The sequence below is a fragment of the Verrucosispora sp. WMMD703 genome (genome assembly GCF_049178935.1).
GTDB classification, from domain to species: domain Bacteria; phylum Actinomycetota; class Actinomycetes; order Mycobacteriales; family Micromonosporaceae; genus Micromonospora; species Micromonospora sediminimaris.
Window position 1 is genome coordinate 1,631,883 of record NZ_JBMHMM010000004.1, and the last position, 20,268, is coordinate 1,652,150.

Genomic DNA, 20,268 nt, shown 5'->3' on the forward strand with positions numbered 1-20,268 from the left:
CAACGGGGTGAATGGGGGTGGGGCGGGGGGTGGGGGCTGGGTGGGGGGTGGGTGGGGGTTAGCGGGTGGGGGTGGGGGTGGGGGAGATGGTGGGGGTTGGGGTTGGGGTTGGGGTGGCGCCCAGGGGGGTGGTGGGGGGAGGGGCGATGACGGTGCGTTCGAGGTTGACCTGGGCCTGGCCGGTGCCGCCCACGGTGATGTCGTCGTACGCCTGGAGTCGCTTCTCCTGATCGAAGTAGAGCACCGTCATCGCCAGCGGGGTCGGCTCCTCGCCTTCCAGCCCACGCAACCCGGCACCGCCGGTGGAACCCTGCACCATGAGCGTGGTGGGCTGCTGGCCGGGCACCTCCGGCAGCGTGTTGATCTGCCGGTCGTGGGTGTGCCCGGCGAGCACCAGCGGGCAGGTGCCGGAGAGCGGGCCGGCGGCGGCCGGGTCGTGCACCAGCGCGATGTCGACCGGTCGGGGAGAGCTGCGAATCGTGGTGGCGAGCTTCTCGCCCGTCGTGATCAACTCGTCGGCGGTGGGTTGGCTCAGCCCACCGCTGGCCGGCGAGGTGCTCTTGTCCGGGGTGAAGCGGGGGTCACCGATGCCGGCGATGGTCAGCCCGGCGACGGTGGTCGTGGTGTTGTCCAGCACGACCGCGTTGGGTTGGCGGGCCACCGCCGCCGCCGTACGCCCTGAGTCGTGGTTGCCCCGGATGTAGACGTACGGCTTCTCCAGCAGGCTGATCGAGCCGACGTACGACGCCTCCGGCTCGCTGCCCCAGTCGGTGATGTCGCCGGTGTCGATCACCACGTCGATGCCGAACTGCTCGGTCACGGTCCGGATGATCTGCCAGGCGCTCGGGTTCAGATGCAGGTCGGAGATGTGCAGCACCCGGGTGGTGCCCGGGTCCGGCTCGTACACCGGCAGCGCCGACACCGTCGTGTACAGCTGGGTGACGTTGCCGATGAGCCGCTGGAGCTGCTCGGCGTACCGGGTGTAGTCGTCGGCGATCTTACGCACGTCGCCGACGATCGCCGGGGCGTTGACCAGCAGTCCCTCGTACCGGGGCTCCTCGATCGACTGGGGCCGGATGGTCGCCGCGGCGGTGCCCAGGCTGCCGGCCGTGATCAGCAGCGCCAGCCCGCCGGCCCAGGCCGCCCGTCGGGTGTCCCGGAACACCAGCAGCGCCAGCACCAGGGTGGCCAGTACGGCGGAACCGACAGTGCGCAGCCCGAGCCGCATCACCCCCTCCCGGACCTCGTCGACCGCCGACTGGGTGGCCCGATTGAGGCTCGCCGGATCGTCGATCAGCGCCTCGACCCGGCTCTGCTCCAACGCGCCCAGCTCCACGGTCAGCTGGGTCGGCCCGCCGTGACTGTCCAGCAGCAGCGAGCCCAGCGGCGGGATGTTGACGGTGGTACCGCCGTCGGTCGTCGGCGACACGGAGAGCCGAGCGTGGAACGGCCCGATGTCGGTGCCCACGTTCCCGCCCGCCACCACGCCGGCGAGCACACCGACAAGCGTCACGACCAGGATGGCCACGGCCACGGCGAAGCGGCGCAGGCCCAGCCGCCACCCGCCGTCGGGATGCGATGCCGAGCGTCGCGTCAGTGGGAAACGGCGCGGCCGACCAGGGGGCGTCTTCCCGTCCCGATCGCGGCGCGGCTCGTCGTTCTGCTGACCGTCCATGCTGAGATTCTGACCTGCCCGCCGAAGGATCTTGGCAAACCTGGAATGTCGCGTCGGGCGACCGACTCAGCTGCGCCCGGCACCGCCACCGGCGAAGACCAGACGCAGCAGCCGGTCGTCCTCGGGCGCCGGCCGGCCCCGCCCGTCGTGGTTGGAGGTGCCGACCCAGAGCGAACCGTCTGGCGCGGCGGCGATCCCGCGCAGCCGACCGTACCGCTCGGTCAGCAGTGCCTGCGGCTGGCCGAGGACCGTGCCGGTCTCGGTCAGCTCGACCAGCCAGAGCCGCTGACCGCGCAGGCAGGCGGTGGCGAGCATCCGTTCCACCGCGGCCAGGCCGGAGCAGGACGCCTCGTCGGTCGACCACTGCACGATCGGGTCGACGTACCGCTCGTCGTCGCCGCGTCCCTCGACCTCGGGCCAGCCGTAGTTCTTGCCCTTGGTGATCTGGTTGATCTCGTCCCAGGTGTTCTGGCCGAACTCGACGGCGTACATCCGGTCGCCGGACCAGGCGATGCCCTGCACGTTGCGGTGACCCAGGGACCAGACCGGGGAGTCCGGGAAGGGATTTCCGGGAGCCGGCTTCCCATCCGGCGTGATCCGCAGGATCTTGCCGCCGAGCTGCTTGACGTCCTGCGACTGGTCGGTGTCCCCCGCGTCGCCGGTGCTGGCGTAGAGCTGCCCGTCGGGACCGAACGCCAGGCCGCCCCCGTTGTGGATGCCCGCCTTGGGGATGCCGGTGAGGATCGGCTTCGGCTCCTCACCGAGTCGCAGCCGGGCCACGCGGTTGTCCCGTTCGGCGGTGTAGTAGACGAACACCGTGCGGTCCTGGGCGAACTCCGGGGAGACCGCGATGCCCAGCAGGCCGCCTTCACCCGAGGCGACCACGTCGTCGATGGTCTGCACCTCGGTGATCTTCAGGCCGTCCGCGGTCGACTCCGGGCCGACCTGGACGATGCGGCCACTGTCGCGTTCGGTGACCAGGGCGCCGCCGTCGGGTAGGAAGGCGATCCCCCACGGCACCCGCAGCCCCTGGGCGAGCACGGTGGCGACAACCTCCTGGTCGCCGTTGTCCGCGGTGATCGTCGGGCTGGGCAGGTTCGGTGGCGCGCCGGCCGGGTCGGGTTCCGGGTCACCGAGGCTGCAACCGCTGGCAACGAGCAGCAGCGTCGCGCAGGACACCACGAGGGCGGCACGAATCTGACGGGCGCGGAGGTACGGGGGAGCGCTCACCCGCCCCAGAGTAGCCCGCCGGGGCCGGGCCCGTGGAAGGCGACGCCGTGCTGCCCCCCATCGGCTGGTCGGGCTGCGCCGACGCCTATCGTCGGCCGGGTGAAGGTATGGATCCCGCACGAGGCCGGCCACGCCCTGCTCGGCGAGTTGCCGCCGGAGGTCACCGTCGAGACGATGGCGGATCCGGCGAAGCTGCCCTCGCCGATGGCCGGCGTCCGATTCTGGGTACCGCCCTTCCTGGCGGGCGAGGACGCGGTGGCCGTGCTGCACGAGCTGCCGGACCTGGCGGTGGTGCAGCTGCTCTCGGCCGGGGCGGACGCCTGGGTGGGTCGGATACCGGCCGGCGTCACGCTCTGCGACGCCCGTGGGGTGCACGATCCGTCCACCGCCGAATGGGTGGTCGCCGCGATTCTCTCCCAGTTGCGTGCCTTCCCGACGATGGCCCGGTCGCAGGCCCGGCGACGGTGGGCGTACGACGAGGTGGCCCCGACCGACGAGCTGGCCGGCAAACGGGTGTTGATCGTCGGGGCGGGGTCGATCGGTACCGCGTTGCGGCAGCGGCTGACGCCGTTCGAGGTGGAGTTCGTGATGGTGGCCCGGACCGCCCGGCCCGAGCAGGGGGTGCACGGTGTCGACGAGCTGCCGCGACTACTGCCGCAGGCCGACGTCGTGGTGCTGCTGGTGCCGTTGACCGAGCAGACCCGGGGGCTGGTCGACGAGCCGTTCCTCGCCGCGATGCGGGACGGTGCCCTGCTGGTGAACGCCGCCCGGGGCCCGGTGGCCCGGACCGACGCCCTGGTGGCCGAGCTGGCCACCGGACGGATCTCCGCCGCGCTGGACGTCACCGATCCCGAGCCGCTGCCCGCCGACCATCCGCTCTGGGAGCTGCCGAACGTGCTGATCACTCCGCACGTGGCCGGGTCGGTGCGGGGGCTGTTGCCCAGGGCGTACCGCCTGGTGGGCCAGCAGATCCGACGGTTCGTGGCCGGTGAGCCGCCGCGCAACGTGGTGGTGGACGGCTACTGATCCGCTTCGGTGACGTCGCGTCCGGCCGCCGCCACCAGCCTCGGCAGGTCTGCCCCACGCACGGCCGGGAGCACGAACCATCGGCCGTCGTCGAGCTGGGCCACCGCCCGCCCGCGCGGATCGGCCGCCAGCTCGACCACCTGCTCCCAGGAGAATCGGCGCTCTCCGGCGAGCGCCCGTACCCGTAGTCCACGGGCGTCGGCGTCGGTGCCGGCCCGCCAGGCCCAGACGGCCACCGCCAGCGGCACCAGCAGCACCGGCAGCAGATAGGGGCGGGAACTGGCCAGCGGCAGGGCGCCGATGGTGGCGACGATCGCCCCGACCAGGATGGCCTGGTTGTGCCGGAATCGTGCGGTGTCGGTGCGAGGCATGACCAGATGATCCCACCCGGGCCGGGACGGCCGGCGGTGGGCCGAGGTCGCGCGCGGCATCGAGCGGCGGGTGGAACCGGGCACGGCCCATCTTGACACTCGGTTGTCGTGACCTGACTCACTGTCGACTGGCCGTCACTTCCCGCCGAGTGACTCGTTCATCGATGGTGGGCGGTGGACCATGTCTGTCGTCCGCGCACCGCCCCCGTGCCCCCTCACGAAGGCGACCGTCGTGCCCGTCGCGTCTGTGTTCCGTGCCGCCCCGTTGCGGGCCAGCGCACACCGTCCGCTCCTGCCCGAGATCTGCGTGCTCGCGGTCGCCGCCGTGCTGATCGCCCTCGGCACCGCCGGTCCGGTTCCCGCCCTCGCCGTGGTGGCACTCGCCGGTGCGGCCGCGTCCACACTGGCCGGGGTGCGGCTGTCCCGGCTGGCCCTCGGCCCCGACTCGCCCGACGGCAGCCCACCTGCCGGACGGGTGGCCCGCCGTCGGGCGGCGCGTCCGCGTCGGGCCGCCGCCCTGCTGCATGCCGCGGTGGTGACCGCTGGCCTGACCGCGGCGGTGCTACCGCTGGCCTCCGCCGGATACCGTTCGGCGGCCGCTGCGGCCGGGCTCGCCGGCACCACCGCGCTGCTCGGCGGCGGCCTGTTCAGCCTGTATCGGTCGCGGCCGTCGATCCGGGGACGCCTGCACCGCCTACTCGACCAGGCCGCGCCCGGTGTCTGCCTGATCCTCACCGCCTGGCTGCTGCTGCCGTACGCCGGTGTGCCGGCCCCGCTGCGGCTGGCGGTCGCGGTGGTCCTGGGACTGCTCGCCGTCGACGCGTTGGCCATGCTGACCGGGCCCGGTCGCGACGGCGGCTCCGCCCGCTGCCGCGCAGGCGCCGGGTTGACCCTTCTCGCCCTGGTGCTGCTGGCCGCGCTGCCGGCCGGTCCCGCCGCCGGGCGCGCGGCGCTGCTGGCCGTGCCGCCCCTGGTGGTCGGCGTGCTGCTGGTCGCCGCCGGGGTTCGGCAGGTGGCGCAGGCCGCGCCCACCCGGCAGACCGCGCTGGTCTGGCCACGGGCGGTGCTGCCACCGGTCGCGGTGGTGCTCGCCGTCGTCCACCAGTTGCAGGTCGGCCTGCTACCCGACCGTACGGCGGTGCTGCTCGCGCTCGCCGTGATCCCGCCGCTGGTGGCGCGTGAGTTGTTCGGTGCCGCCACCCTGACCGGGTCGGAGGCGCCGGCGGCCACCGCCCCGACACCGGCCCCCGCCGAGTCGAGCGGCTCGACCGGTCGCGTCGCCCTGCTGGGGGCGCTGGCGGCCCGTCCCGAGCCGGTCTCCGGCGCTCTGCTCGTGATCGATCTGCACCTCACCGAGCTGCCCGGCCGGCTGGTGCGCGACGACGTGGCGGCCGAGGCCGTCCGTCGGGCCCGAGCCGTGGCGGCCGACGAGGACGAGGTGTTCGACCTGGCCGGCAGTGGACTCGCGGTGGTCAGCGGGTCCGGTCCGGTGCTGGCGTACGCGCTGGGTACCCGGCTGCTCAGCGCGCTGAGCCGACCCTACGAGGTTTCCGGGGCGGTGCTGCGGTCGCGACCCAGCGTCGGACTGGCCGAGCTGGGCCGGGGTCGGCCGGAGGATCTGTTCCGCCAGGCGGATCTGGCCCGTCGACGCGCGGCCCAGCTCGGCCGGGACCGGGTCGAGTGGTACGACGCCTACCTGGAGGAGCAACTGGTCCGCCGGCTGGACCTGGAGCGGGAACTGCCCGGCGCGGTGGCCCGGGGCGAGTTGGACCTGGTCTACCAGCCCGTCCTCGGCCTGGCCGATCGGGCGCCGGTCGGCACGGAGGCGCTGCTGCGGTGGCGCAACCCGGTGCTGGGCACCGTGTTTCCGGCGGAGCTGCTTCCGGTGGCCGAGGATCTCGACATCATGGGTGAGCTGGGGGTCTGGGTGCTGGACCGGGCCTGTCGACAGCTGGCCGACTGGACGGTGGGTGGCCGACGGCTGTGGATGGCGGTGAACGTGACCACCCGGGAGCTCACCTCACCGGACTTCGTGCCCCGGACGGCAGCGGTGTTGGAGGCGTACGGGGTGGGACCGGACCAGCTGGTGATCGAGGTCGCCGAGCCGAAGGTCGCCGCCGAGCTGCCGACTGTGGTCGCCCGGCTGGCCGGACTGCGCTCGATGGGCATCCGCACCGCGCTTGACGACTTCCGGGCCGAGCACGCCTCCCTCGCTCAGCTCCGGCGACTACCGATCGACCTGCTCAAGGTCGGGCCGGAGGTGGCCACGGCGGGCGGCGACCCGCACCGCCCCCTGCTGGACGTGGTGGTCACCGTGGCCGAACGGTTGGGCCTTGAGGTGGTGGCCGAAGAGCTGGAATCGGCTCACCAGGTCGAGGGGGCGCACCGGGCCGGATGCCGGTACGGCCAGGGCTTCGAGCTGGCCCGGCCGGCTACCGCCGAGCGGGTCGAGGCGTACTTCGAGGAGTTTCCGTCGACGTCGCGCTGAGAGCAGCTGCTTAACCGTTTCACTTGCTGGTGGGGGCGGGACCGGTGCTGCCGCGTGGGGTCAGGTGTGGGGCCTCGTCCTCCAGCCCGACCGTCGGGGCGCCCTCGATCAGCTGTAGCAGCTGGCGCGCGGCATGCGCCCCGTACGCCGGGATGTCCCGGCCCAGCGCGGTGAGCGGCGGATGCACCAGCCGGCACAGCGGGGAGTCGTCCCAGGCCACGATGGACAGGTCGGCGGGGACTGCGAGCCCCATCTCCTGGGCGACCGACAGCCCGGCGATCGCCATCACATCGTTGTCGTAGATCACCGCGGTCGGGCGGACCCGGGAACTGAGCAGCCGCCGGGTGGCTCGTGCGCCCTCCTCGCCGGTGTAGTCGGAGGGGGCGGTGACCGCGTCGGCCAGGCCGAGCCGCCGGCACGCGTCGGTGAACGCCTGGGTGCGGATCGCGGTGTGCAGCAGCTCGGGTAGGCCGCCGACCCGGGCGATCCGCCGGTGGCCGAGCGCGTAGAGATACTCCACGGTCTCCACCAGCGCCGCCGCGTCGTTCGACCAGACACTCGGGAGCCCGCCGGTGCCCGTTGGCCCGCCGATCACCACGGCCGGCAGGCCCAGTTCCTCAAGCACCGGCACCCGGCCGTCGTCGGTTCGCAGGTCGCAGACGAGTACGCCGTCGACCCGTCGCTCACCCCACCAGCGCCGGTAGACCGCGATCTCGGCGCTCTGGTCGGCCACGACCTGGAGCGTCAGCGCGTACGACCGGGCGGACAGCTCCGCCTCGACGCCGCTGATCAGCTCCATGAAGAAGGGCTCGATGCCGAGGGTGCGGGCCGGTCGGGCGAGGATCAGGCCGATGGCGCGGGCGGTCGCGCCGGACAGCGCGCGGGCGGCGCTGCTCGGGCTGAACCCGATCTCGGCGGCGATGGCGAGAATGCGCTGCCGGGTCGCCTCGGAGACGCCCGGCTGGCCGTTCAGCGCGTACGAGACCGCGCCCTTGGAGACTCCCGCCCGGCGGGCGACGTCCGCGATCGTGGGCCGCTTCACCGGCGTACGTCCTCCTGAACCAGTTCGTCCTGCCGGCCGTGTCGATGGCGCGGGCGGCGTGGGACACGCTACCCGGCTGCCTGCCTCTAGGGGCGGTACGGGGCGGCTCGACACCGGCAGGCAGGCGAACTTGTGCGGTTCAGTCTACGGGATCGGCTGGCCGGTTCCCCCTCGTCGCGTTCGGGAATCCGTTGCCCGGATGCGTGAAACCGCCTGCCAGAAGGCGATCCTGCGCAACCGAACGGGCACGAGGTTTCGGATTGGGCTCGGTGTTAACCCGTCGTTGACACGCCGAGACCACCCCCGTACGGTGACGTCACTTATCCGGTTCAGTCAACGTTCCTCGATCTCTGGAACGTGTCAAATGGTCTCGGAGGATGGGTCATGAGACGGTCTACGCCTCGGTGGCTGCGGGTCGCAGCCGTAGGTCTGACGGTCGGCTCCCTGGTCGTCGCGTGCAGCGGACGCAGCACCCAGGGCGGTGGCGACAGCGGCGGCGCGGTGACGCTGACGATCAATTTCTGGGGCGACTTCGGGCTCCAGGACCTGAAGGCGAAGTACGAGGCGGAGAACCAGAACGTCAAGATCGCCCTCAACTCCGGCGAGTACAACGCCCAGCACGAGGACCTGCAGAAGAAGTTGATCGCCGGCTCGGGCGCACCCGACATCGCGGCCATCGACGAGGGCTTCATGGTCCAGTTCCGCAGCCAGGCCGACAAGTTCGTCAACCTGCTCGACTCCGGTGCCGGCAAGTACGAGACCAGCTACCTGCCGTGGAAGTGGAAGCAGTCCCTGTCGGCCGACGGCCGTACCCAGATCGGCCTCGGCACCGACGTCGGCGGCCTGGCCATGTGCTACCGCACCGACCTGTTCGAGGCTGCCGGCCTGCCCACCGAGCGGGACCAGGTCTCCGCGCTCTGGCCCACCTGGGACGCGTTCCTCACCATCGGCCAGCAGTACACCGCCAAGACCAAGAAAAAGTTCGTCGACAACGCGACGAACCTGTTCAACCCGATCCTCGGTCAGCAGCCTGTCGGTTTCTACGACGAGAACGAGCAACTGCGGATGGAGGGCGGTCCCAGGGTCGCGTTCGACTACGCGGTCCGGGCCGCCGACGCCGGCCTGTCGGCCAACCTCACAAGCTTCCAGGCCGACTGGGACAAGGGCTTCACCAGCGGGTCGTTCGCGGTGCTGGCCTGCCCAGCGTGGATGCTCGGGCACATCCAGAACACCGCCCCCGGAACCAAGGGCAAGTGGGACATCGCCGCTGTGCCTGGTGGTGGCGGCAACTGGGGCGGTTCCTTCCTCACCATTCCCAAGCAGGGCAGGAACGTCGACGAGGCGTACAAGTTCCTGGAGTGGCTGATCCAGCCGGCGCAGCAGATCGAGGTCTTCAAGACGGTCGGGAACCTGCCCTCGCAGCCGGCGCTCTACGCCGACCCCGCGATCGCCGACTTCAAGAACGAGTTCTTCAACTCCGCGCCGGTCGGCCAGATCTTCCCGAAGATGGCCGAGGGCCTGACCCCGCAGTACCTGGGCAAGAAGAACGGCCCCACCCGGGTCGCCGTGGAGAACGTCATCAACCGGGTGCAGAACGGCACGCTCACGTCGGACGCCGCCTGGGCCGAGGCGATCAAGGAAGCCGAGAAGGCCAGCAGGTAACGCCATCGAGACTGGCGCGGGCGCGTGGGCGCCCGCGCCCACCTCGATTCCGGTCTGAAGTCCCCCCGTCGCCCCTGGAGCGCCCATGCCCACCACGCGCGCCGCCCCCGAACCGGCCACCCGCCGCCCCCGGCCGTCCCCCGGCCGGTCGATGACCTGGCGTGACCGGCTGCACCGCTTCGACATGCGGTACGTGCCGTACCTGATGATCGCGCCGTTCTTCCTGCTCTTCTTCGTCTTCGGGCTCTTCCCGATGGTCTTCAACGGTGTGGTGGCGTTACGCCACTGGCGGCTGGACGACCCGGAGCTGACCGGCTGGGCCGGCTTCGCGAACTTCAGCCGGCTCTTCACCGACGGCGATTTCGGCAACGCCCTCTACAACACCTTCGGCATCTTTCTGCTCTCCACAGTGCCGCAGTTGCTGCTCGCGCTGAGCATCGCGTCGCTGCTCAACCGCCGGCTCCGGGCCCAGACCTGGTGGCGGGTCGGCGCGCTGCTGCCCTACATCACCCCGATCACCGCCTCGACGCTTGTCTTCAACGTCTTCTTCTCCCGCGACCTCGGCATGGCGAACTGGGCACTGGGCCTGATCGGGATCGGCACCGAGAACCCGATCGACTGGCGGGCCGACAAACTCCACTCCTGGATCGCCATCGCCACGATGGTCAACTGGAAGTGGATCGGCTACAACGCCCTGCTCTACCTGGCGGCGATGCAGTCCATCCCGCGCGACGTGTACGAGGCGTCGGCGCTCGACGGCGCCGGCCCGTGGCGGCAGCTCTGGCGGATCACCGTGCCGATGATCCGGCCGGTGGTCATCTTCACCGTGGTGCTGTCCACCATCGGCGGGCTGCAACTGTTCACCGAGCCGATGCTGTTCGACCTCAACGCGCAGGCCGCCACCGGCGGTGCCGGCGGCGAGTGGCAGACCGTGGCGCAGCTGATCTACAAGGTCGGCTGGAAGGACCTCAATCTCGGGTACGCCGCCGCGATGTCCTGGGCACTGTTCTTGATCATCCTCGTGGTCGCGGCCCTGAACACCCTGCTGACCAACCGCATCTCGGGGGGACGCAAATGAGCGAGCGAATCGATCGGCTCAGCGCGATGAGCGAGCGAAGCGAGGTGGCGCGGTGAGCCTTCTGGAGCGACCCCGGCCGACACCGTCGGCGACGCGCGGCGGACGAAAGCGGGCCGCGCTGCTGGGCCGGGCGCCGCAGGACACCCCGGCCGGCTTCTGGACCTACCTGCTCCTGGCCCTGAGCACGCTGTTCGCGGCGTTCCCGCTGTACTGGATGTTCGTCATCTCCACCAGCACCGACGAGGCGACCTCCCAACTGCCGCCGGTGGTGGTCCCGGGCGACCAGTTCCTGGTCAACCTGGACGAGGTCTTCTCCCTCCAGGATGTCTACTTCGCCGCCTCCCTGGTGAACAGCGTGATCGTCTCGACCGTGGTCACCGCGTCGGTGCTGTTTTTCTGCTCGTTGGCCGGATTCGCCTTCGCCAAGCTGCGGTTCCGGGGCAGCAGGCCGCTGATGCTGTTCGTGATCCTCACCCTGACCGTGCCCAACCAACTCGGCGTGGTCGCGCTCTACATCGTGATGGGCAAGCTGGGCTGGAACGGCACCCTGCTGGCGGTGATAGTGCCCGGCCTGGTCACCGCCTTCGGGGTGTTCTACATGCGACAGTTCATCGTCAACACGGTGCCGGACGAACTGGTCGAGTCGGCCCGGGTGGACGGCGCCACCACCATGCGGGTCTACTGGAACATCGTGTTGCCGGCGGTGCGGCCGGCGCTTGCGGTGCTCGGCCTGCTCACCTTCGTGGCCACCTGGAACGACTTCCAGTGGCCACTGATCACCCTCAACGGCACCGACTATCCCACCTCGATGGTGGCCATCTCCGACCTGGCCAGCGGCAACTACGTCATCTACCGCCGGGTGCTGGCCGGCGCGTTCGTGGCCACCATCCCATTGTTGATCATGCTCGTCATCGGCGGTCGGCAGATCGTCCGGGGAATCATGGAAGGCGCGGTGAAGTCTTGAGCGACGCGCGGGGGACCGGTCCGATCCGGCAGACGCTGCACGACGGGTGGACCATGCGGGCGGTACCCGGCCAGCAGGTGCCACCCGAGGTGGACGGGGCGACGGTGCCGGCCACCCTGCCGGGTTGTGTGCACACCGATCTGCTGGCGGCCGGGTTGATCCCCGATCCGTACCTCGACGACAACGAGACCGCGCTGGCCTGGATCGGCCGCACCGACTGGGCGTACGAGACCACCTTCGACCGGCCAGCCGGCGACCACGCCCGCCTCGACCTGGTCTGCGCCGGCCTGGACACGGTCGCCACGATCACGCTCAACGGCGTCGAGGTCGGCCACACCGAGAACATGCACCGAGGCCACCGCTTCGACGTCGAGTCGCTGCTCCGCACCGAGGGCAACCACCTGGTCGTACGCTTCGACTCCGCCTACCGGTACGCGGAGGCGCAGCGCGACCGGCTCGGCGATCGCCCCAACGCGTACCCGGAGCCGTTCCAGTTCATCCGCAAGATGGCCTGCAACTTCGGCTGGGACTGGGGGCCGACGCTTGTCACCGCCGGCATCTGGCAGGAGATCGCCCTGCACGGCTGGTCGGTCGCCCGACTGGCGACGGTACGCCCACTTGTCACGGTCGACGGCGACACCGGCCGGGTGGCGGTGCACGTCGAGGTGGAACGGGCCACCGACCGGCCGCTCACCGTCCGGGCGCAGGTGGCGGGCCAGCGCGCCGAGGTGACCATCCCGGCGGGGCAACGTTCCGCAGTGCTGGCCCTCACCGTGCACCGGCCGGAACTCTGGTGGCCCCGGGGCTACGGCGTGCCGCACCGCCACGAACTGACGGTCACCCTGCACGATGCCGACGGCGGCCCGCTCGACGAATGGCACCGCCGGATCGGCTTCCGGTCGGTACGCCTGGACACCACCCCCGACGAGCACGGTGCCCCGTTCACGCTGTACGTCAACGAGATGCCGATCTTCGTCCGGGGCGTCAACTGGATCCCCGACGACGTCTTCCCCAACCGGATCACCCGCGCGCGCCTGGCCCACCGCTTCGACCAGGCCGAGACGGCGAACATCAACCTGCTGCGGGTCTGGGGCGGCGGCCGGTACGAGTCGGCGGATTTCTACGACCTGGCCGACGAACGCGGACTGCTGGTGCAGCAGGACTTCCTCTTCGCCTGCGCGGCGTACCCGGAGGAGGAGCCGTTCGCCACCGAGGTGGCCGCCGAGGCCACCGAACAGGTGATCCGTCTCGCGCCGCACCCCTCGCTGGTGCTCTGGACCGGCAACAACGAGAACATCTGGGGCTGGCACGACTGGGACTGGCAGGCCCCGCTGGCCGGGCGCAGCTGGGGGCGGGGCTACTACCTCGACCTGCTGCCGCGCATCGTCGCCACGCTGGACCCGACCCGCCCGTACTGGCCGGGTAGCCCCTGGTCGGGCAGCGAGGAGATCCACCCCAACGATCCGGCGTACGGCACCACGCACATCTGGGACGTGTGGAACACCGACGACTACGTCAAGTACCGCGAGTACCTGCCCCGGTTCGTGGCCGAGTTCGGCTACCAGGGGCCGCCCGCGTACGCGACGCTGCGCCGGGCCCTCTCCGACGAGCCCCTCGCCCACGACTCACCCGGCATGGCGCACCACCAGAAGGCCGCCGACGGGGACCGTAAGCTGCGCCGAGGGCTGGACGCGCACCTGCCCGAGCCGCGCGACTTCGACGACTGGCACTGGCTGACCCAGCTCAACCAGGCCCGGGCCATCGCCCTCGGGGTGGAACACTTCCGCTCCCACCGGGGCCGGTGCATGGGCGCCATCGTCTGGCAGCTCAACGACTGCTGGCCGGTCACCTCGTGGGCCGCCATCGACGGCGACGGCCGCCGCAAACCACTCTGGTACGCGCTGCGCCGCTCCTACGCCGATCGGCTGCTCACCGTGCAGCCCCGCGACGGTGGGCTGGCCCTGGTCGCGGTCAACGACGGCGGGCTGCCGTGGCGGGCGTCGATCACGGTCACCCGGCGCACCCTGGCCGGGGAACCGAAAGCGAAGTCCACCCTGGAGCTGGAAGTGCCTGCGTACGAGACGGTGACCCTGGCACTGGCGGCGGAGCTGGCCCGGCCCGACGACGCCCGGGACGAACTGCTGGTCGCCGACACCGACGACCCGGCCGAGCGAGCCTGGTGGTTCTTTGCCGAGGACCGCGACATCCGGTGGCCGGCGGCGGTCTTCGACGCGACGGTGCAGCCGACCGACGGCGGCCAGCAGGTACGCGTCACCGCCCGCACCATCCTGCGCGACGTGACCCTGTTCCCGGATCGCCTCGACCCGTCCGCCGAGGTCGACACGGCGCTCGTCACCCTGCTCCCCGGCGAGGCGGCGACCTTCACGGTGCGGTCGGCGACACCCCTCGACCCCACCGCCCTCACCGCCCGCCCGGTGCTGCGCTGTGTCAACGACCTGCCGGTACGGGCACCCTCATGACGCCTCGGGTGGCGGAGGGCCGCTTCCCGACCTCACCGCCGCCGTAGCGGGTGGTTACCGGGCCGGCGCGTGGTCCCATGACGCGCCGGCCCGGTAGCCCTGTCTGCCGGTCCTGCTCGCACCGCAGGACCGGCCCCGGGGGAGATCGTCAGGCGCAGAGCGCGTTGCTGGTGTAAGTCGTGCCGGAGGAGGTGGTCACCTCGCCGACCGCGCAGACGGTCATGTTGTGGCCGTAGAGCTGGTCGCCGTAGTACTGGGTGCCCGTACCGCCGTACCAACTGGTGTTGCCGTGCGGGTTGGACCGGTACACCCGGACCCGGACGGTGTTGTGCGGGCTGACCCGGTTGGAGATCCGACCCCAGTTGGTCTTGCAGGTCTCACTCCAGCGCAGCTCCACGACGGCGAGGGTGGTCGAACCCTGCATGATGTACGCCGGGTAGTTCGTGGCGTTACGGGCGTTCGCGGAGCAGCCGGTGTCGATCGGGTCGGTGCCGTCGCAGCCGTGACCGCTACAGGTGGCGGCGCTGGCGGGCGTCGCGACCAGGAGGCTGGCGGCGATGAGGGCGCCTGCGGCAGCGGCGGCCAACCGGCGGGCGTTCCGGATCATTGTCTCTCCTGACCTCTGATGGGCTGTGTCAGCCCTAGGATTCGGCTCCTCATCTCTACCGTCCGTCGACACTGATCTCTACGCTGTGTCGCGTCGGACAATGAATCCCGGTTGTGGTCAATCAATTCGAGGAGCGGCCCATGGCCCGGGCGGAACGCCCCCTGGACCCCACCGCCGACCCGCTTCAGGCGTTCGCCGCCGACCTCAGGACCTTGCGTGACAAGGCAGGCCGCCCCACCTATCAGGCCCTCGCCCGGCGCGCCCACCGGTCCGCGAGCTCGCTGTCCGAGGCGGCCGGTGGCCGGCGGCTGCCGACGCTGGACACGACCCTGGCGTACGTGCGTGCGCTCGGCGGCGACGAGGCGGAATGGACCGAGCGGTGGCGCGTCGTCGCCGGGCACGTGACGGCAGCACAGGGCCACGCCGGCCCGACCGGCGACCACGACGGTGGCAGCGAGACGCGACCTGCCACCGCGCCACCTGCGGTCGGGGATTCCGCCACCGCGCCACCTGCGGTTGGGGGGCCGGTCGCCGTGCCATCCGCGACCGTGGATTCCGGCGCTGCGCCGCCTGCGGCTGCGGGTCCGGCCGCTGTGCCGCCGACCACCAACTCGCCGGTCGCCGCGCCGCCCGCCGCATCGAGGGAGGACGGCCAAAAACCGCATGACCCGCCCACCCCGGCCGGTGACACCGCTTCATCCCGCTCGGTCGGGCGCACCGCCCGGGCCGTTCTCGCCGGGGCGCTGGTGCTGGCCGGGCTCGTCGCGGTGCCCTGGCTCGCCGGAGGGTTCGGCAAGCCGGAGGCGGGCAGCAACACGCCGCCTGCGGCCGAGCCGACGACCGTGACGGTGGGCGTCCGCGACGGTGCCGACCCGAAGGACGCCGGCTGCGCCGCAGACGCCGACGTGACCACACTCGAAAGCGCCGCCGTGCTGCTCGACGAACGGGTGATCGGCACTGTCGAGTTGCGCTACTCGCCCGCGTGCGGGGCGAGTTGGCCGCGATTCGTGCCGGTGCCGGCAGTGGTGGAGGTGCCCCGGCCCGCCCGGATCCAGCTCACCGTGTTCGATGGCGACGATGCCGGCCGGCAGGCCGACTTCGCGATGGACTACGCCGGCATTTCCACCTTCGGCAACCTGCTGACCAGCACACGGACCTGTGTCTGGGCCCAGGTGCAGCTTTCCGGCCAGGGCTGGGCCTCGCCCCTGGCGCGCACCGGCTGCTGGCGAGGCGCCACCCAGGTGAGACCGATCCCCTGAACCGCTCGCCCGGCTCACGGCGGCTCTCACCCTGGTCGCGGCGCTCAGGCCGGCGTCCTTGGCGAAAACGAGAGGAGCAGCGGCCATGGCCCTGGCGGATGCGTTGACCAAGGCTCCGACAGACGTTCCGGAGCTTGCCGTGGCCGAGCCGCCGGCCCCGTCGGACCTGCTCCAAGCGGTGGTTGACGCCGTCTTCGGCCCCGGCAGTGTGGTCGCCTGGTTCGTCGGTCTGTTGATTCTCGTCGGGCTCTGGCTGAGATTCGGGCTTGACATCTACCGCGGTGCCCGGCAGGCGGGCGAGACGATCCGGGCCGCGGTCCGGATCAGCCTCCAACACCTGAGCCGGCACCCTCGGCACCGGATCGTGGCGGCCTTCGCGACGACCCTGTTTGGTCTGGCCGTTCAGGCAGTATGGGTGTTCGCCACCTTCGCGTTCGTGTGTGCCGTGTCGGCGGCCGTGGGCGCAGCCGACCCGGCCGACCCCCTACGTTGGGACCGCTTCACCGGCTCGTACACGATGACCTGCGTTCTTTTGCTGGTGGCCGCCTACGTGTTGGCCGTCGCCCGGCAGGACCGTCATCTCTCCTGGCTGGCCGTCCCGCCGGCCGCGCTGCCGATCGCCACGGGGGCGGTCGTCGCTCTGATCGCCCTGGTCGTGACGGTCGCCTATCTGCTCTCGTGGTTGTTCGTGCTGGTCGCGACGCTCTTCACCGATCGGGCGGAGGGACCCGATTTCCTTGACGACATGGTCGGGATGTGGGCGGTGGTGGTCGTCCTCGTCCTGCTGGCCCTCGGTGGATTTCTGGCAATGTGGCTCTCGGCTGTCACGGTGTCTGCGTGGCGGGGGCCGGCGCAGGAGCCGGCCGGCGACCCGGAGTAGGCAGTGAGGCGCGGCGGCTCCGACCAGGGTCGCCGCACCGGGTGTTCCCGACCTGTCGAGTTGAAGAATTTCGCAAATGCTAAAGTCATCAGGGTGTCTGCCGGGGTGGCAGCACCCGAAGGGGGAGCGTGGCGTGTCGGTGCCGCTGTACCAGGCGAAGGCGGAGCTGTTCCGCACCCTCGGGCACCCTGTCCGGATCCGGGTGCTGGAACTGCTCCAGGACGGCCCCAGGCCGGTGCGGGACCTGCTGGCCGCCATCGACGTCGAGGCGTCGAACCTCTCCCAGCAGCTCGCCGTGCTGCGCCGGGCCGGCATGGTCACGTCGCACCGGGACGGCCCCCTGGTGATGTACGCGCTGAGCACGCCCGACGTGGCCGACCTGCTGGCCGCCGGGCGGCGGATCCTCGGCGCGGTGCTCACCGACCGGGACGGGCTGCTCGACGAGTTGCGTGCCGGCGGACCGGACCGGTGACGGCCACCGACGTCGGTCCGGCCCGCTCGGCCGGACCCGCCCTGTCCGCCGCCTGGCGTCGGGTCCGCGACCTGCTGCCGGGCCGCGCCGACTGGCAGGCGGTACGCCGCTCACCCCGCCGTGACCTGGTCGCCGGGCTCACCGTCGCCGTGGTCGCGTTGCCGTTGGCGCTCGCCTTCGGGGTCACCTCCGGGCTCGGCGCGGAGGCCGGGCTGATCACCGCCGTGGTCGCCGGTGCGGTGGCGGCCGTCTTCGGCGGCTCGAACCTTCAGGTGTCCGGCCCGACCGGCGCGATGACCGTGGTGCTGGTGCCGGTCGTGGCGCAGTTCGGGGCGACCGGGGTGCTGATGGTCGGCGCGCTGGCCGGGTTGATCCTGATCGCCCTGGCCCTCGCCCGCCTCGGCCGCTACGTCCGCTATCTGCCGGTGCCGGTGATCGAGGGCTTCACCGCCGGCATCGCCGTGGTCATCGCCCTGCAACAGGTGCCAGCCGCGCTCGGCGTCAGTGACGCGCAAGGCGAGAAGGTGTGGGCGGTGGCGGCCGACGCGGTCACCCGGTTCGTCGTACACCCCCGGCCGGTCGCCGTCGCGGTGGCCCTCGGTGTCGCGGCGGTGATGCTGCTCGGTGCCAGGTGGCGTCCCGGGCTACCCTTCTCGCTGCTGGCCGTGGCCGCCGCCACGCTGCTCGCCGAACTCGTGCCGGTCGACCTGGTCCGGATCGGCGCGCTGCCGCAGGGGCTGCCCGCTCCGTCGCTGGACTTCCTCGACCTTTCGGCGGTGGGTGTGCTGCTGCCCGCCGCACTCGCGGTAGCGGCGCTGGCCGCGTTGGAAAGTCTGCTCTCGGCAACCGTCGCCGACGGGATGACCGTCGGCCAGCGACACGATCCGGACCGCGAACTCTTCGGTCAGGGCCTGGCCAACCTGGCCTCTCCGCTGTTCGGTGGCATCCCGGCCACCGCGGCCATCGCACGTACCGCCGTCAACGTCCGGGCCGGAGCGGCCTCCAAACTGGCGGCGCTGACCCACGCGGTGGCGCTGGCCGTGATCGTGCTGGCTGCCGCCCCACTGGTGGGCCGCATCCCGCTCGCCGCCCTGGCCGGCGTGCTGCTGGCCACCACCGTACGGATGGTCGAGGCCGCGTCGCTAAGGGCACTGGCCCGATCCACCCGGGGCGACGCGCTCGTGCTGGTGCTGACATTCGCCGTCACGGTGATCTGGGACCTGGTCACCGCCGTGGCCGTCGGCGTCGGGGTCGCGGTCGTCGTGGCACTGCGCGCCATCGCCCGCAGCGCGAAACTCGAACAGGTGCCGCTCGACTCCGGCGAGCACACCGCCGAGGAGCGGGCCCTGCTCGCCGAACACATCGTGGCCTACCGGCTCGACGGCCCGCTGTTTTTCGCCGCCGCGCACACCTTCCTGCTCCGGCTCTCCGACGTCGCGGACGTACGGGTGGTCATCCTGCGGATGTCCCGGGTATCCACCATCGACGCCACCGGCGCCCACGTGCTCGGCGACGCCATCCGCCGACTCCAGGGGCGCGGCATCACCGTGCTGCTCTCCGGCATCGTGCCCGGTCACGACCAGGTGCTCGACGCTCTCGGCGTGGCCGACCAGCTGCGCCGCGACGGACTGGTCTTCTCCGACACACCGGCCGCCATCGCGTACGCCAGGAACCTCGCGTTGGCCCCGGCCGGTGACCGGTACTGGCATCAATCCGGCGAAGGTGAGAGTGTGTCCGCTGCGGTCCTTTGATCATGTCCGGGTCAGGCGTGTGCGCTGAACAAGCAGGGGAGCACCATGTCCCAGAACGGCAACGCTCGGTCACACCTGCGGATAGGTGGCTGGCTTCCCGGGACGAGCCGACCCGGTTCGGGTTCTGATCATTGGGACTCCGGTACGCAGCATCAGCTGGTCAGACCCCGGCGGACCACATCTTCCCCACCGTTGACCGGCATCGCGCCGTCGACCGTCCCGCCTCCGGGCGGGTACGCCGGTCGGACCATCGACGCCTACCCGGTAGCCGAAGAACCCGTCCCCGAGCACGCCCGTTACGCAGCGCCAACCGCCGCCACGGGCAACCAGGGCGCGACCATCGGGAGGGCCGGCCCACGGCGTGCGCAGGTGCTGGGCGGTGCCGCCCTCGTCGTCGTCACCGCCGTCATCGGGGTGATGGCGCTGCGCGACGGGACGTCCCAGGAGCCGATCCGCAGCGAGTTCGTCGCCGGGATGCCCCGTCCCGACGGTGCCGCGGATGGCCCTGCCGTCGACTCGCTGCCCGACACGGACGGCACCGGCTCCCGAGGCGACAGTGGCGTCTTGCAGAACCCGACCACCGACCCTGTCGTCCGGCCCGGCCTCAACCCGCGTACCGACGGCAGCGACGCGGACGACGCCGGCTCGACCGGCCCCGGTAGCCCACCGGCCAGCCCGGCCGCCAAGAACCCACCGCGGGCCCCGAGCATCCCCGAAACACCTGCCAAACCGGTCGGGCCGGCGCTGGTTCCCGGTGCCCGGATCGGTCTGGAACCTGCCGGCTCGCCCGGACACCGGGTACGGCATGCCAACTTCCAGGCCCGAGTCGATCCGGTGAATGCCGCCAGCAGCGCCGGCACGAGAGCCGACGCCGCGTTCATCGTCCGGTCCGGTCTCGCCAGCGACAGTTGCGTCTCCTTCGAGTCGGTCAACTTCCCCGGCCACTACCTGCGACACTCCGACTTCCGGGTGTTCCTGCACCGCGCCGACGGCAGCGCCCTGTTCCGCGCCGACGCCACGTTCTGCCCGGTCACCGGCATCGGCGGACGACACACGTCACTGCGGTCGCACAACTACCCGGATCGGTACCTGAGTCACGACCGCCACCAGCAGATGCGGATCTCCCCGATCGGTGCCGGGGCCGGACCCTCGACGGCCACCTTCCGGATCCGTCCCGCCGGGTAGCCTCCCCGCCGCGCACGAACCGGCGCGGAAGTCGACGCGGCTGCCCTCGGTGGCGATTCGGGCAGCCGTCGTTCGTCATCTCGGTGCGGGCCCTATGG

Annotated in this window: 16 protein-coding genes; 11 read left to right on the top strand and 5 right to left on the bottom strand. The window is 71.6% G+C overall.

Going from position 1 to position 20,268, the window contains the following annotated elements; genetic code table 11:
* Positions 1 to 58: 58 nt before the first annotated feature.
* Both ACN26Z_RS08130 and ACN26Z_RS08135 read right to left on the bottom strand, forming a co-directional pair.
* On the bottom strand, positions 59 to 1,675 hold the full coding sequence (locus tag ACN26Z_RS08130) for a metallophosphoesterase family protein (RefSeq protein WP_421460544.1): 1,617 nt from the start codon (positions 1,673 to 1,675) through the stop codon (positions 59 to 61).
* A 66-nt stretch (positions 1,676 to 1,741) separates the two neighbouring features.
* On the bottom strand, positions 1,742 to 2,905 hold the full coding sequence (locus ACN26Z_RS08135; RefSeq protein WP_421460545.1) for a PQQ-dependent sugar dehydrogenase: 1,164 nt from the start codon (positions 2,903 to 2,905) through the stop codon (positions 1,742 to 1,744).
* 99 nt (positions 2,906 to 3,004) lie between these two features.
* Here ACN26Z_RS08135 and ACN26Z_RS08140 point away from each other — a divergent pair, with 99 nt between their 5' ends.
* Positions 3,005 to 3,931, top strand: a complete 927-nt coding sequence (locus tag ACN26Z_RS08140; protein ID WP_421460546.1) for a 2-hydroxyacid dehydrogenase — start codon at positions 3,005 to 3,007, stop codon at positions 3,929 to 3,931.
* On the opposite strand, the gene ACN26Z_RS08145 is transcribed toward ACN26Z_RS08140, so the two are convergent.
* Entirely contained in the window at positions 3,925 to 4,302 is a 378-nt protein-coding gene (locus ACN26Z_RS08145) for a PH domain-containing protein (RefSeq protein ID WP_210938819.1), read from the bottom strand. The genes ACN26Z_RS08140 and ACN26Z_RS08145 overlap by 7 nt on opposite strands.
* A gap of 232 nt (positions 4,303 to 4,534) precedes the next feature.
* On the opposite strand from ACN26Z_RS08145, the gene ACN26Z_RS08150 reads away from it, so the two are divergent.
* Entirely contained in the window at positions 4,535 to 6,790 is a 2,256-nt protein-coding gene (locus ACN26Z_RS08150; protein WP_421460547.1) for an EAL domain-containing protein, read from the top strand.
* Between the two features lie 19 nt (positions 6,791 to 6,809).
* Here ACN26Z_RS08150 and ACN26Z_RS08155 read toward each other — a convergent pair whose 3' ends face one another.
* Entirely contained in the window at positions 6,810 to 7,832 is a 1,023-nt protein-coding gene (locus ACN26Z_RS08155) for a LacI family DNA-binding transcriptional regulator (RefSeq protein ID WP_093401782.1), read from the bottom strand.
* Positions 7,833 to 8,216: 384 nt separating this feature from the next.
* Between ACN26Z_RS08155 and ACN26Z_RS08160 the strand changes: the two genes are divergently transcribed.
* The 4 genes from ACN26Z_RS08160 to ACN26Z_RS08175 all read left to right on the top strand — a co-directional run bounded on the left by ACN26Z_RS08160 (position 8,217) and on the right by ACN26Z_RS08175 (position 14,016).
* Complete coding sequence (locus ACN26Z_RS08160; protein ID WP_421460548.1) at positions 8,217 to 9,494, top strand: ABC transporter substrate-binding protein; 1,278 nt, start codon at positions 8,217 to 8,219, stop codon at positions 9,492 to 9,494.
* Positions 9,495 to 9,579: 85 nt separating this feature from the next.
* Positions 9,580 to 10,572: a carbohydrate ABC transporter permease gene (locus tag ACN26Z_RS08165; protein ID WP_421460549.1), complete on the top strand. Its 993-nt coding sequence runs from the start codon at positions 9,580 to 9,582 to the stop codon at positions 10,570 to 10,572.
* A 118-nt stretch (positions 10,573 to 10,690) separates the two neighbouring features.
* Entirely contained in the window at positions 10,691 to 11,536 is an 846-nt protein-coding gene (locus tag ACN26Z_RS08170; RefSeq protein WP_232511055.1) for a carbohydrate ABC transporter permease, read from the top strand.
* Positions 11,537 to 11,589: 53 nt separating this feature from the next.
* Positions 11,590 to 14,016 carry a glycoside hydrolase family 2 protein gene (locus ACN26Z_RS08175; protein ID WP_421464571.1) on the top strand — a complete coding sequence of 809 codons (2,427 nt, stop codon included), beginning with the start codon at positions 11,590 to 11,592 and terminating at the stop codon, positions 14,014 to 14,016.
* Between the two features lie 148 nt (positions 14,017 to 14,164).
* On the opposite strand, the gene ACN26Z_RS08180 is transcribed toward ACN26Z_RS08175, so the two are convergent.
* Positions 14,165 to 14,623, bottom strand: a complete 459-nt coding sequence (locus tag ACN26Z_RS08180) for a DUF2690 domain-containing protein (RefSeq protein ID WP_269739462.1) — start codon at positions 14,621 to 14,623, stop codon at positions 14,165 to 14,167.
* A 140-nt stretch (positions 14,624 to 14,763) separates the two neighbouring features.
* Here ACN26Z_RS08180 and ACN26Z_RS08185 point away from each other — a divergent pair, with 140 nt between their 5' ends.
* The 5 genes from ACN26Z_RS08185 to ACN26Z_RS08205 all read left to right on the top strand — a co-directional run bounded on the left by ACN26Z_RS08185 (position 14,764) and on the right by ACN26Z_RS08205 (position 20,170).
* Positions 14,764 to 15,882 (top strand): helix-turn-helix domain-containing protein, encoded by a 1,119-nt coding sequence (locus ACN26Z_RS08185; protein ID WP_421460550.1) that lies wholly within the window; start codon positions 14,764 to 14,766, stop codon positions 15,880 to 15,882.
* A gap of 85 nt (positions 15,883 to 15,967) precedes the next feature.
* A complete protein-coding gene (locus ACN26Z_RS08190) occupies positions 15,968 to 16,762 on the top strand; it encodes a hypothetical protein (protein ID WP_421460552.1) in 795 nt (264 codons plus the stop codon).
* Between the two features lie 133 nt (positions 16,763 to 16,895).
* Entirely contained in the window at positions 16,896 to 17,234 is a 339-nt protein-coding gene (locus tag ACN26Z_RS08195; RefSeq protein ID WP_093401775.1) for an ArsR/SmtB family transcription factor, read from the top strand.
* Complete coding sequence (locus ACN26Z_RS08200) at positions 17,231 to 18,985, top strand: SulP family inorganic anion transporter (protein WP_421460554.1); 1,755 nt, start codon at positions 17,231 to 17,233, stop codon at positions 18,983 to 18,985. Before ACN26Z_RS08195 ends, ACN26Z_RS08200 begins: the two co-directional genes overlap by 4 nt.
* A gap of 192 nt (positions 18,986 to 19,177) precedes the next feature.
* Positions 19,178 to 20,170 carry an AbfB domain-containing protein gene (locus tag ACN26Z_RS08205; protein ID WP_421460555.1) on the top strand — a complete coding sequence of 331 codons (993 nt, stop codon included), beginning with the start codon at positions 19,178 to 19,180 and terminating at the stop codon, positions 20,168 to 20,170.
* Positions 20,171 to 20,268: the final 98 nt, after the last annotated feature.

Bases quoted from the DNA above. Each gene is read 5' to 3' on its own strand.
- ACN26Z_RS08130 (WP_421460544.1), bottom strand. From the start codon at position 1,675: ATGGACGGTCAGCAGAACGACGAGCCGCGCCGCGATCGGGACGGGAAG.
- ACN26Z_RS08145 (WP_210938819.1), bottom strand. From the start codon at position 4,302: ATGCCTCGCACCGACACCGCACGATTCCGGCACAACCAGGCCATCCTG.
- ACN26Z_RS08160 (WP_421460548.1), top strand. From the start codon at position 8,217: ATGAGACGGTCTACGCCTCGGTGGCTGCGGGTCGCAGCCGTAGGTCTG.
- ACN26Z_RS08165 (WP_421460549.1), top strand. From the start codon at position 9,580: ATGCCCACCACGCGCGCCGCCCCCGAACCGGCCACCCGCCGCCCCCGG.
- ACN26Z_RS08175 (WP_421464571.1), top strand. From the start codon at position 11,590: ATGCGGGCGGTACCCGGCCAGCAGGTGCCACCCGAGGTGGACGGGGCG.
- ACN26Z_RS08180 (WP_269739462.1), bottom strand. From the start codon at position 14,623: ATGATCCGGAACGCCCGCCGGTTGGCCGCCGCTGCCGCAGGCGCCCTC.
- ACN26Z_RS08185 (WP_421460550.1), top strand. From the start codon at position 14,764: ATGGCCCGGGCGGAACGCCCCCTGGACCCCACCGCCGACCCGCTTCAG.
- ACN26Z_RS08190 (WP_421460552.1), top strand. From the start codon at position 15,968: ATGGCCCTGGCGGATGCGTTGACCAAGGCTCCGACAGACGTTCCGGAG.